Source organism: Paenibacillus vortex V453 (assembly GCF_000193415.1).
GTDB lineage: Bacteria > Bacillota > Bacilli > Paenibacillales > Paenibacillaceae > Paenibacillus_AQ > Paenibacillus_AQ glucanolyticus.
Map to the genome: position 1 here is coordinate 1 of NZ_ADHJ01000005.1, position 12828 is coordinate 12828.

12 protein-coding genes and 1 tRNA gene are annotated in these 12828 nt (G+C 47.5%); 12 read left to right on the plus strand and 1 reads right to left on the minus strand.

The window, feature by feature from the left end:
• The first annotated feature begins 396 nt into the window (after positions 1–396).
• The 9 genes from guaB to PVOR_RS02330 all read left to right on the plus strand — a co-directional run bounded on the left by guaB (position 397) and on the right by PVOR_RS02330 (position 8847).
• Positions 397–1854, plus strand: a complete 1458-nt coding sequence (gene guaB / locus PVOR_RS02285; RefSeq protein WP_006207461.1) for an IMP dehydrogenase — start codon at positions 397–399, stop codon at positions 1852–1854.
• Positions 1855–2007: 153 nt separating this feature from the next.
• Positions 2008–3426, plus strand: a complete 1419-nt coding sequence (locus PVOR_RS02290) for a D-alanyl-D-alanine carboxypeptidase family protein (RefSeq protein ID WP_006207462.1) — start codon at positions 2008–2010, stop codon at positions 3424–3426.
• A gap of 160 nt (positions 3427–3586) precedes the next feature.
• Positions 3587–4468 (plus strand): pyridoxal 5'-phosphate synthase lyase subunit PdxS, encoded by an 882-nt coding sequence (gene pdxS, locus PVOR_RS02295; RefSeq protein WP_006207463.1) that lies wholly within the window; start codon positions 3587–3589, stop codon positions 4466–4468.
• 15 nt (positions 4469–4483) lie between these two features.
• Positions 4484–5071, plus strand: a complete 588-nt coding sequence (gene pdxT / locus PVOR_RS02300) for a pyridoxal 5'-phosphate synthase glutaminase subunit PdxT (RefSeq protein WP_006207464.1) — start codon at positions 4484–4486, stop codon at positions 5069–5071.
• 187 nt (positions 5072–5258) lie between these two features.
• Positions 5259–6542, plus strand: coding sequence for a serine--tRNA ligase (gene serS / locus PVOR_RS02305; protein ID WP_006207465.1), 1284 nt, complete (start codon positions 5259–5261; stop codon positions 6540–6542).
• 72 nt (positions 6543–6614) lie between these two features.
• A tRNA-Ser gene (locus tag PVOR_RS02310) sits at positions 6615–6703 on the plus strand.
• A gap of 164 nt (positions 6704–6867) precedes the next feature.
• A complete protein-coding gene (locus PVOR_RS02315) occupies positions 6868–7209 on the plus strand; it encodes a hypothetical protein (protein ID WP_006207466.1) in 342 nt (113 codons plus the stop codon).
• A gap of 95 nt (positions 7210–7304) precedes the next feature.
• Positions 7305–7454 (plus strand): hypothetical protein, encoded by a 150-nt coding sequence (locus PVOR_RS02320; protein ID WP_006207467.1) that lies wholly within the window; start codon positions 7305–7307, stop codon positions 7452–7454.
• Between the two features lie 307 nt (positions 7455–7761).
• Positions 7762–8847, plus strand: coding sequence for a hypothetical protein (locus PVOR_RS02330; RefSeq protein ID WP_006207469.1), 1086 nt, complete (start codon positions 7762–7764; stop codon positions 8845–8847).
• 65 nt (positions 8848–8912) lie between these two features.
• Here PVOR_RS02330 and tadA read toward each other — a convergent pair whose 3' ends face one another.
• Positions 8913–9404: a tRNA adenosine(34) deaminase TadA gene (gene tadA / locus PVOR_RS02335; RefSeq protein ID WP_006207470.1), complete on the minus strand. Its 492-nt coding sequence runs from the start codon at positions 9402–9404 to the stop codon at positions 8913–8915.
• Between the two features lie 352 nt (positions 9405–9756).
• On the opposite strand from tadA, the gene PVOR_RS31255 reads away from it, so the two are divergent.
• The 3 genes from PVOR_RS31255 to rluF are packed head-to-tail and all read left to right on the plus strand — an operon-like array spanning position 9757 to position 12788.
• A complete protein-coding gene (locus tag PVOR_RS31255; protein WP_234972747.1) occupies positions 9757–10374 on the plus strand; it encodes a hypothetical protein in 618 nt (205 codons plus the stop codon).
• Positions 10371–12053 (plus strand): ATP-binding protein, encoded by a 1683-nt coding sequence (locus PVOR_RS02340; protein ID WP_234972748.1) that lies wholly within the window; start codon positions 10371–10373, stop codon positions 12051–12053. The genes PVOR_RS31255 and PVOR_RS02340 overlap by 4 nt, the downstream gene beginning before the upstream one ends.
• Positions 12054–12086: 33 nt before the next feature.
• A complete protein-coding gene (gene rluF / locus PVOR_RS02345; RefSeq protein ID WP_006207471.1) occupies positions 12087–12788 on the plus strand; it encodes a 23S rRNA pseudouridine(2604) synthase RluF in 702 nt (233 codons plus the stop codon).
• Positions 12789–12828 lie beyond the last annotated feature (40 nt).

Below are 12828 nucleotides of genomic sequence, written 5' to 3' on the forward strand. Positions count from 1 at the left end.
TTATCGAGTAATCGATAACGGTCTTTTCCTATAGTCCAGCTCTTACATTTGTAAATAACAGACTATCCCGTGCTGGCTTGGGTGATACTATGCGACAGGCTGCTGTGATCCCATCCGAGGCGATCAGGGTAATGGCAGAGAAGGTCTAAACGTGGATAAGTCTCCATTTTATAGAAGAAAGTTAATGGTTTTGTCCACTATGGAGAGACAAGGCAACGCGCTGGATGGATACTTGTGACCTCCATAAAAAGGGCCAATTCAATCCTTGACAGCCTATGGGCCCTTTGCTAAGATGGCAATAATATATTTCTGAAAATACATTGAAAATGCCGTCCGGTCCCGCTCTGACAGTAGTTGTAGTCCGCAGGAAGACGACAAAAAGGAGGAATAACCCAGGTGTGGGAAGATAAGTTTAGCAAGGAAGGCTTCACTTTTGACGATGTATTGTTGGTTCCTAGAAAATCCGAGGTGCTTCCAAAAGAAGTGGATGTTAGCACAAAATTGAGCGAGCATGTGAGATTGAACATTCCCCTCATCAGTGCTGGAATGGATACCGTAACGGAAGCTCCTTTGGCAATTGCCATTGCTAGAGAAGGCGGAATCGGCATTATTCATAAAAATATGACCGTTGAACAACAGGCAGAAGAGGTAGATCGGGTTAAACGTTCGGAAAGCGGTGTTATCACGAATCCGTTCTCGCTTCATGCTGATCATCTTGTATCCGATGCAGAGAAACTCATGGGCAAATTCCGGATTTCCGGAGTGCCGATCGTGGATGAGAGCAATAAACTGATCGGGATTTTGACCAACCGTGATTTGCGTTTTGTGCATGACTACAGTACGGTAATCAGTGAAGTGATGACCAGTGAGAACCTGGTAACGGCTCCGGTAGGAACGACGCTTCAGGATGCCGAAATGATCCTGCAAAAGCATAAGATCGAGAAGCTGCCTCTAGTAGATGAAGATAATGTTCTTAAAGGGCTTATTACAATTAAAGACATTGAGAAAGCAATTCAGTTCCCTAGAGCGGCGAAGGATGCACAAGGACGTCTCCTGGTGGGTGCGGCAATCGGGATCTCCAAAGATACATTCGAAAGAGCAGAAGCGCTTGTAAAAGCCGGTGTAGACGTCATTACTGTTGACTCCGCTCACGGACATCACATTAACATCATTGATTCCGTTCGCAAGCTGCGTGAAATTTATCCGGATCTAACCATCATTGCGGGTAATGTAGCTACAGGTGAAGCTACAAGAGATCTTATCGAAGCCGGAGCATCTGTTGTTAAAGTCGGTATCGGACCGGGATCCATTTGTACGACCCGCGTCATTGCTGGTATTGGCGTACCGCAAATCACAGCAATTTATGACTGTGCGACCGTTGCTAAGGAGTACGGCGTGCCAATTATTGCCGATGGCGGTATTAAATACTCCGGAGAAATCACGAAAGCCATCGCAGCCGGAGCAAGTGCCGTCATGCTGGGCAGCATGTTTGCCGGTACGGAGGAAAGCCCGGGCGAAGCTGAGATCTACCAAGGACGTCGTTTCAAGGCGTATCGCGGGATGGGTTCCCTTGCTGCTATGAAACAAGGCAGTAAAGACCGTTACTTCCAGGATGACGACAAGAAATTGGTGCCGGAGGGCATCGAGGGTCGTGTTGCTTACAAAGGGCCTTTGGCCGATACCATTCATCAGTTGATTGGTGGGTTGCGTTCCGGCATGGGCTATTGCGGCACGCAAAACCTGGATGAGCTGCGTAATGACACTCAGTTTATCCGTATTTCAGGCGCAGGGCTTCGCGAGAGTCATCCGCATGATATCCAAATCACCAAAGAAGCACCTAACTATTCCTTGTAATACACTGAAGTGAAACAAGGATAGACAATATATGTCATTTATTTCCTGGACAAGCTGGATGAAATTCATCTAGCTTGTCTTTTTTTGATACCCCCCCTATGATAGAATAGAACAAGTTAATGACTTATTGAGAATTAGAGGGGAGTTATTCCATTGATAGACAAGTCTGTAAAGAAGAATAAACGACAACGAATTCAAAGAACGCTGGCATCCTTGATGCTGTTTAATATACTGTGTTTCTCCGCTGCACCGGCGGTTTCATTGGCAGCACCTCATATGCTGGCAACAGCGGATACGACCAATGCTACAGATGATAAAGCAGCAACCGACAAGGCTGCAACGGATAATGCCAAGCCGGATAAAGTTCCATCCATAGATCAGCTTGGATTGGACGTCAGCTCTGCCGTATTGATCGAGCCTTCTACAGGGCAGGTCCTGTTATCGGTTAATGCTGATGAAGCATTGCCGCCGGCCAGCATGACCAAGATGATGACGGAGTACATCGTTGCGGAGAAAGTTAAGCAAGGTGAGCTAGCTTGGGATGAAATGGTCTCGGTAAAAGAGAATGCAGAAAAAACGGTGGGCTCACGGATATTTTTGGCTGAGGGCGACCAACATACAGTCGAAGAGCTCTACATAGCTATGGCTGTAGGTTCAGCTAACGATGCTACGGTAGCACTGGCTGAGCATGTGGCTGGTTCCGAGGAAGAGTTTGTTACCCTGATGAACGACACGGCAAAAAAGATGGGGCTGAAAACGGCATTCTTCATTAACTCTACAGGTCTCAGCCGTGCGGACATGCCCGAGAAATATCGTCCTGCAGAGGACAAGGAAACGGTAATGTCAGCAATGGATACAGCGTTACTGGCCAAATTCATCGTTGAGGATCATCCTGATTTTGCAAGATTCACGGCCATTCAATCCCACAAATTTCGACCGCGCGACACGCATCCAATTATCAACTATAACTGGATGCTTGAAGCCAATAAAGATATCACCAACTTCAAGAAATATGCTTACGAAGGTCTGGACGGATTAAAGACAGGCCATACCAATGCAGCTAAGTATTGCTTCGCGGGTACCGCTGAGCGTGATGGCATGCGTCTGATTAGCGTGGTTATGGGCACAAAATCCGAAGGAGCTCGTTTTGTAGAATCCAAAAAAGTCCTGGATTACGGCTTTGACAACTTCGAAGTGAAGGAAGTTCAAGCTGCTGGGGCAACCGTTGAAGGCTTTGATAGCATTGAGGTGAAGAAGGGTAAAGGCAAGCAAACAGCAGTCGTAACCGATAAAGCAGTCACTTTTGTTGTACCCAAAGGATCGACTGGCAAGAATATTACGTTCGAAGCCAAGCTGGACTCCTCCAGCATGACAGCTCCTGTGGCTAAAGGTACGAAGGTGGGTACGGTGACCTACACCTATAAAATTGAAGGAATGAAGGATGCCCAGACCGAAACGGTGAACTTAATCACGGCGGATGAGGTTGAGAAGGCAGGCTGGTTCAGTTTGTTCCTGCGGGCAATCGGCGATTTTTTTGCGGATTTGTTTGATTCCATCAAAAATCTTTTTTAACAGCTATAAATTCCGAGTAAATGGGTTGTATATTTGATTTTGATGCGGTAAAATATCGAGTTAGATTCATTGCAAGTATGTACCTATATAGGCACAGACCATATCGCCAGGATTGCGTTATGGCGATGAGATACAACATATAATCGGGAGGCTAGGGGACATGGAAACAGGAACATCAACGGTAAAAAGAGGTATGGCGGAAATGCAAAAAGGCGGCGTCATTATGGACGTCATGAATGCGGAACAAGCGAAAATCGCTGAAGCTGCCGGTGCAACGGCAGTTATGGCGCTGGAGCGCGTTCCTTCCGATATTCGCGCTGCTGGGGGAGTGGCACGGATGGCTGACCCAACGATCGTTGAGGAAGTCATGAAGGTTGTATCCATTCCGGTTATGGCCAAAGCTCGTATCGGTCATTATGTCGAAGCGAAAGTGCTGGAGTCTCTTGGTGTGGATTACCTTGATGAGAGTGAAGTTCTGACACCGGCTGATGAAGTGTTCCATATCGATAAATGGGATTTCACGGTACCATTCGTATGCGGAGCGAAGGATCTTGGTGAAGCGCTGCGTCGTATTGGTGAAGGCGCGTCAATGCTTCGTACAAAGGGTGAGCCGGGAACAGGCAATATCGTGGAAGCTGTTCGCCATATGCGTTTGATCAACAGCCAAATCCGTAAAGTTCGTAACATGTCGAAGGACGAGCTTTATGCAGAAGCGAAAAACCTGGGTGTTTCCTATGACCTCCTGAAAGGCATCCATGAGACAGGCAAGCTTCCCGTGGTTAACTTTGCAGCTGGTGGTATAGCAACACCTGCAGATGCCGCATTGATGATGCATTTGGGCGCTGACGGGGTCTTCGTGGGATCCGGTATTTTCAAATCGGACAGCCCTGAGAAATTTGCACGGGCGATCGTAGAAGCGACTACACATTATGATGATTATAAATTGATTGCCGAAGTATCCAAGAATCTGGGTACTCCGATGAAAGGCATCGAGATATCCAAGCTTAGTCCAGCCGAGCGTATGCAGGATCGCGGCTGGTAAGAGAGAAGGGGTAACATGAAGGTCGGAGTACTGGCACTTCAGGGTGCCGTTGCAGAGCATATTCGAAGCATATCCCTTGCCGGTGCAGAGGGCGTTCCGATCAAGCGGAGAGAGCAGCTTCAGGACGTTGACGGTTTAATCATTCCTGGCGGAGAGAGCACCACCATTGGCAAGCTTATGCGTAAATACGGCTTTATGGATGCAATTACTCAATTCTCAACCCAAGGCAAACCGATATTCGGTACTTGTGCCGGACTGATTGTGCTTGCTGAGCGAATTCAAGGGGATGAAGAGGCGCATTTGAAGCTCATGGACATCACGGTAGCCCGTAACGCATTTGGACGTCAGCGCGAGAGCTTTGAGACTGATCTGGATGTCAAAGGAATCGATGAGAAGGTTCGCGCTGTCTTTATTCGAGCACCGCTGATTCTGGAAGTGGGCGCAGGCGTTGAGGTTCTGTCTACGTATAAGGATGAGATCGTTACAGCCAGACAGAGGCATCTGCTTGCGGCCTCGTATCATCCGGAGCTGACGGACGATTATCGTCTCCATCAATATTTTGTGGAGATGGTCCGCTCGCAGTCCGCAGCCGCACAGAAGTAATAGATACAGCAGAAGACATCTTGACTCTTAGGCAGTATACAGGAGTCAAGTTGTCTTTTTCGCTGAAATGCAATAAGATGTATCGTATGTAATAGAGGTCATGCAGCCTTGTCCCAAGGCTTTTTGTAGACATAGAGGGCAGCTGCTTCGATATACTGATGGATGTTTTACTTTAGGAGGGTTTCCCGTGTTAGACGTAAAAATATTGCGCAGCGAGTACAGTCGTGTAGAAGAAGCGCTGAAGAATCGTGGCAAATCGCTCGATTTAATTGCGGATTTTCCTAAGCTTGACGCCCGGCGCCGGGAGTTGCTGCAGGAAAGCGAAAGTTTGAAGAACCGCCGCAACACCGTGTCGGCTGAAGTAGCCAGGCTAAAGAAGAATCGTGAGAATGCAGATGAGCTGATTCTGGAGATGCGAGAAGTGTCAGACCGGATTAAAGCGATGGATGAGGAAGTGCGTGAGCTGGAAGCGAGTATTTCCGAGCTTACTTTGGCGATTCCGAATATTCCTCACGAGAGTGTGCCGGTAGGCGCCTCGGAGGAGGAGAACGTGGAGATCCGCCGGTGGGCGGAGCCTAATGCCTTCGATTTCGAGCCTAAGGCTCACTGGGAGCTTGCTCAGAATCTGGGCATACTGGATTTTGAAGCAGGTGCGAAGGTGACAGGTTCCCGCTTTACGTTCTATAAAGGTCTGGGTGCTCGCCTGGAGCGTGCCTTAATCAGTTTCATGATGGATCTGCACAGCGACAAACACGGCTATGAAGAAATGCTGCCTCCATATATCGTCAACCGGGACAGCCTGTACGGAACCGGACAGCTTCCTAAATTTGAAGAGGATTTATTCAAGATCAGCGATACGGATTACTATTTGATCCCAACGGCGGAGGTTCCCGTAACGAACTACCATCGTGAAGAAATCCTGAACATCGAGGATCTGCCAAAATACTATGTGGCCTACAGTTCCTGTTTCCGTTCCGAAGCCGGTGCGGCAGGGCGCGACACACGCGGACTCATTCGTCAGCATCAGTTCAATAAGGTGGAGATGGTGAAGATCGTAAATCCGGAAACATCCTTTGATGAGCTTGAGAAGATGACAACGGATGCAGAGCGTGTGCTTCAGCTGCTAAATCTTCCATATCGCGTGATGGCCCTTTGTACAGGGGACATGGGTTTTGGCTCCATGAAGACATATGATTTGGAAGTATGGCTCCCAGAGAGCGGCGTATACCGGGAAATTTCCTCCTGTTCGAATATAGGGGACTTCCAGGCTCGTCGTGCCAATATCCGCTTCCGTCCGGAGCCGAAGAGCAAACCGGAGTTTGTCCACACCTTAAACGGTTCCGGGCTCGCTGTGGGCCGTACAGTTGCTGCCATTCTGGAGAATTATCAACAGGCAGACGGTTCGGTGATCATTCCAGAAGTGCTTCGTCCTTATATGGGCAACGTCAGTATCATTGAGCAGAAAAAATAGTTGATAAATTATTTTGTCTTGTGGTATAATGATTTTTGCACGTGATTAATTTACGTGTAATCACTGCCACATGGAGAGGTACCGAAGCGGTCATAACGGGGCGGTCTTGAAAACCGTTAGGGGGCAACTCCACATGGGTTCGAATCCCATCCTCTCCGCCATACATAACAAGTACAAGCCGTTTCCTTAGGGAAACGGTTTTTTGTATCTTTTTTTAGCAAGGGCACATCGTTACGCGGCTTTTCCGTAAAGTTCGGCTATGTGGATGGACGCTGTATAAAACAAGGCCCATTATCGCAATTTATAGAGAAGGGGAGGTGTGAACATGAACTCAGAACTGAATGTAGATCAGGCAATGCTGGTCAATGCCTGGCAGGAAAGGCTATCAACGATTCTAAAGCCGGGGGATCGCGCCGAAGTGGCTGCGGACGAAGGGGATGCGAATGCCATCCGTATTCACATCGGTGCGGCAGGGCGCCAAGAGTATTCGTTTGATTTTCAATGCACCTATGTGGATTCAAGGGAAGTGAAGGTAGAGCTGGTCGATGTGGAGCGAGATGGCGCAACGACAGATGAGCGTAACGAGAATATTCAGGGTATGGTAGGCGACTATACACGCCATATTCATGAATGTGCTCAAGCGCTGCAGCAAATCACGCATCACTGATTATATGAATGACATATCCCAGTCCCTTCACTTTACGAAATCAGGACAGGATTGCCGAAACCATCGTTGTTATCCACGAAATGGAGGGCTATCAGATGAGCAAGCCAAAGTCGATTCCAGTACCTGAAGCACAAGAGCAGCCGAAAAAGCGCAAGGATCATGACCGTGGCGGTCAGGAGCCGCTGTCAGGCTCACACAGAGCGAAGATCCGTAAGCAGGACGGGCATTTCAACCCGGAAGGCTAAACGGCCCCAGGCGCTAATACAGAAGCGCTAGAAGCAAGAATCGTAAGAACTTCCTGTAATTCGACAGGAGGTTCTTTTTTTCGTTATGAAACCTTTTCATAAATCTTCCGTATTAGTGTGCAAGTGTAATATTCTGGGGCCCCACCTTATTCGCATGTTAAGAAGTTCAAATTTAAGACTCCTGGAAAAAGAAAGGAAATATAAATTTCAGCAAATATTCCAGAAAGTGTTTCTCATTTTAGGTAAATGGTTTATGATTAGAAGGTCTGTTATTTTTTTTGTATGTTAGAGGGGAGAGAAAATTTTAATGAACAAGAAGTTTGCAGCTATCATGCTGACACTGCTGCTCACAGTGACGGTTGTGCTATCCGGCTGCGCCAAAAAAGAAGAGCCTAAAGCGGCGATGACCAATGCTGCTACGAATGCCATGAAGATGACGTCGTACGAAATGAAGAGTAAATTTGTCATTGAAGACCTTCAAGTTAACATACCTGCAGTTGAAGGCGACCCAAGTGTAACCCAGGCGATGACAATGTTGAAAAATGCTGAAGTTACGCTGGATGGCATCTATCAAGCGGAGCCTATGCAAACCGAAATGAACATGGGGATCAATCTGAAGGGCGACATGGCCATGTCCATCAACATTGATATGGTAATGACCAATGAGAAGATCTACGTCAAGGTTCCAAGCATTCCGATGCTTCCGTTCCCAGAGGATGTTGTAGGTAAGTACCTCGTGATGGATATGAAAGAGCTTGCTGAGCAATCCGGCGAAACATTTAGTCCGGAGAGCCTGGATACCGAAAAGTCTCAGAAATTCGTGAATGAAATCCTTGAAGCGTTGCTTAGCGAATATGATCAAGCCAAATACTTCAAAGATATCAATGTAAAAGATGCTGCGCTTCCAGAGGGCGTGGATGCGAAACAAGTCGTTCAATTCTTTGTAACCAATGATACGCTTAATGAAGCATTAGACATCCTGGTAAACAAGGTTGCTCCGAAGGTAGTTGATATTGCAGCTAAAGACGAGTACCGTGAATTGCTGGGTCTGACGCAAGAAGATATTGACGCAGCTAAAGCGGAAGTATCTGCTGTGAACCAAGACGAATTCAAAGCGGGCTTGGACGAAATCCAGAAATACCTGAAGATCAATACTTTTAACATCAATACAGCGATCGATAAAAAAGATTTCCCTGCTTATCAAGATGTTGTGTTGAACGTGGATTTCAATGATCCAGAAACCAATGAGAACGTGAAGTTGGCTGTGAAGGGTAGTACCCAATACAACAACATCAACGGAAAACAAGAGTTCAAAATCGGTATTCCAAAAGACGCTGATGTCATCACGATGGAGCAATTTGAGGAATCGATGAGCCAAATGGGCACTTATTAATATCGATCATCATAGACAACAGAACCCGGCCGTCATGGCCGGGTTTTCTGTTTCTTTACATATGGTCATTTTCCACGCAAACGCCGGAAAAACTGAGTGAGCAGCGAAGCGCACTCTTCCTGGAGTACACCGTCTATGACAGTTGTGCGGTGATTGAAGCGCGGCTCCTGGAGCAAATTCATCAGAGTGCCTGCACAACCAGCTTTGGGGTCACCTGTGCCATAGATGAGCTGCGGAACCCGGGATTGCACGATGGCACCTGCGCACATGGGACAGGGCTCCAGCGTGACGTACAGACGACAGTCCAGCAGTCTCCACGCTCCAAGATGTTGACTTGCCTCACGGATGGCCACCATCTCTGCATGAGCCGTTCCATCATAAGTTGTTTCACGCAAATTGTATCCGCGACCAATAATCTCATCACCACGAACGATGACGGCGCCAATAGGAACTTCACCGAGCTCCTCGGCTTTACGTGCTTCTGCAATGGCTTCTCTCATCCAGTGTTCATGATTATGATTATCCACAGTCAGTGGGTCTATTGAATTCGGTATCAAACGAAAGTCTCCTTTCACATCCAGTCAAAACCCTGTATTTATACCCATTGTTCAACGAACATTTATTCGTTTGTTAACATGATGTGGACAGAATTGTGGATAAGTTAAATTTTATGCACAAAGTTATGCACATTGTCCACAGATGAGTTGTGTATTTGTGCGCAATCTGTGGATACGTTATTTTTTTCGCCTGGAATGACCTCTTTATTGTAAGGATTCCCTATTTCAATAGCAATGTGATTGTGTAAAAAAGCGTTGTTATGCCTGTCTTTTCAAACGTTCGTGATCAAGGTATCATGAGAATATAGATTCGCAAGTCGTCTATGTGATAGCAGAAAGGTGAAGATGCCACTTGTCGATCAAGACGAAATTATCGATGATCATGTCCATATCGGTATTATTTATTCTTCTGCTCAACATTACGCTGAACTATTACACAACCCAGGAAAATTTGCAGCAGGATAGTGAAACCAAGATGGTAATGGCAGCTACTCAGATTGCCATAACGGTCCAGCAAACCGGGTTTAGTTCTGGATATGTGGATGACATATTCGGCGATATGCTGAAGGTGGCCTCGGTCAATGCGGCCAGAGCATTGGATCCGGATATTAAAAATATAACCAATCGGCAGCTGGAAGAGCTCAGCAAGGAGATCGGCGTCACGCATATTTCATTGCTGGTCCGCACTCAAGATGATATCGTGGTTGCCCGTTCCTCCGCGGAAGAGGAAATCGGTCTTTCGACTAAGAAATGGGGCTATTGGTATACCGCGTTTCAGGAGCTGTTTCAGTATGGTAAAGTCGTATTCGGTTACGGAGGGGCAGCACGCCGAACACTTCTCGGTCGGGACCGTTTGAGTTCTCCACATCCAATCCGGAATTTATTGATAAATGGGGGTACTATTACGACGGCAAACGCAATTATATCATTGATCCCTACATACGGAATTCGAACATCAAGGATTTTGTGAAAATTACGAGTCCGGATACGGTCGTGGAAGAGACGCTGAAATCCAATCCGCGAATATTGGAAGTGACAGGCATCAACCCTGAAACGTTTGGCAATGAATATATGAGGGAGGATGGAACGGACGACGTACATTATAAGCTTCGCAATCGACCGATAACGTTCGGTACCTATGATTACGGCAGCCTGGATCAGGATATGGAGGCCGTACAGCAGGCTGTTGCTACCCGTGATAATGTCGTATTTGTCAGCACTATTCATGGTAAAAAGGTATTGAAAAGCTTTATCCCCATCGTATCTGAGGATAAACCGACAAGTATTATCAGTGTGGTCATGGATTATGAGGCCATCTCCTCTGTCATGAGGGAGCAGATGATCAGTCTTGTGGCCATCTCGCTGGTTTTACTGGAAATCGTGATTTTTGGAAGTTATATTGTAGCGGGTTATTTTACAAAGCCGATTCAAGCCATATTGGGGACGGTCAACGACGTATCCGACGGTCACTTTGATAGAAGGCTGGAGGTAAGCAGTCGGGATGAGCTGGGCCAGCTTGCAGGCCGAATCAATGCGATGACCCGCAATTTGGGTAACTATACGAGTCAATTGAAGCAGATGGTTGATGAGAATCAGTCCGTTAAGGAATATTTGGAATCCGTCATTAATCAAACGGCGGATGCGATTCATACCACAGATACCTATGAACGTGTGATTAGCGTGAACAAAGCGTTTGAACAATTATATGGTTGGAAGGCGCATGAGGTGGTCGGGCGGAAGCTTGCGTTAGTGCCTCCGGCCAAAGAGGAAGAAGAAAAGGAACGCATCCGGCGGCTGCGGGCCGGGGAACGGCTTTCCCCGGTTGAGACCGTTCGTCTGCGCAAGGATGGCAGTACGATTGAGGTCAGCATCAGCACCTCGCTGGTGCGGGATGAGAATGGTGAGGTTACCTCGATGATTAGTGTGTCCCGGGATGTAACAGAACGCAATCGGATTGAGGAGCTGCTGCGGCGTTCGGAGAAGTTGAATACGGTTGGACAGCTGGCGGCAGGGGTTGCACATGAAATACGGAACCCTCTGACGACCCTTCGCGGATTTCTGCAGCTCCAGCAGCAGACCCATAAAACCAATCCGGATCATATTGATCTGATGCTGTCGGAGCTGGATCGAATCAACCTGATTGTCAGTGAATTCCTGATATTAGCCAAGCCGCAGGCAATTCATTTTCAGGAGAGAGACGTTAGAATTATCATGGGCGATGTCATATCTTTTCTCGATAGCCAGGCCCATCTGTACGGGATCGAGTTCAAATTGACATTTGCTGTAGAACCGACCTTTGTCCACTGTGAGGAGAACCAGCTTAAGCAGGTATTTATCAATTTGCTCAAGAATGCGATTGAAGCGATGCCGGAAGGCGGCAATGTCTGGATCGATCTTAAACGACCTAACGCAGAGCTTGTGCAGATCGACATTCGGGATGAGGGTCAAGGCATCCCGGAAGAACTTATGCCACATCTAGGTGAACCGTTTATTACCAATAAGGAGACCGGTACCGGGCTTGGGTTGATGGTCAGCCAGCGTATCATTCAGGGTCATCGTGGCACGATGGAGATTGAGAGTGAAGTGGGCATAGGCACAAAGGTGAGTATTGTCCTGCCTGCAGTGCAGCGGACTGCAATTGAGGGCTGAGCGGGAAGCAGTTACAGATAAGGGGATGACATCTTGAGAATTAATAAATTTATCAGTGAAACAGGATATTGCTCGCGTCGTGAAGCGGATAAGCTGGTGGAGAGCGGGAAGGTAACCATTAATGGTGTGGTTGCTGTCTTGGGAAGCCAGGCTGAGGAAGGCGATGATGTCCGTATCCAGGGGCGGCCGCTTCAAGATAAGAAGAAGCATGTATATATTGCACTTTATAAGCCGGTAGGGATAACGAGTACAACCGAACTGCATATCAAGGGCAATATTGTGGATTTTGTGGGGCACAAAGAACGGATTTTTCCGATTGGACGCTTGGACAAGGACTCCGAGGGATTGATTCTGTTAACGAACGATGGGGATATCGTCAATAAAATCCTTCGCTCCGAAGGGAAACATGAGAAAGAATATATTGTCACGGTAGACCGCCCTCTTACAGATACATTCTTGAGAGGGATGTCCAGTGGCGTAAAAATTTTAGGTGAGATGACACTACCTTGCGAGGTCACGAGAATGTCCGAGCGTGTATTCCGAATTATTCTGACAGAGGGGAAAAATCGCCAAATCCGCAGAATGTGCAGCGCCTTTGGTTATGAGGTTCGAAAGCTGCAGCGAATCCGGATTATGAATATCCGTCTTGGAAGCCAGCGCGTCGGCTCGTGGCGCGATCTCAACGAGAAGGAGAGGGAGGAGCTCGGCCGGCTGTTGAACTACAAGCTGGAGTAGTGTGACGGAAGCCGTTTGGCGGTATGCCGCATCTACACAG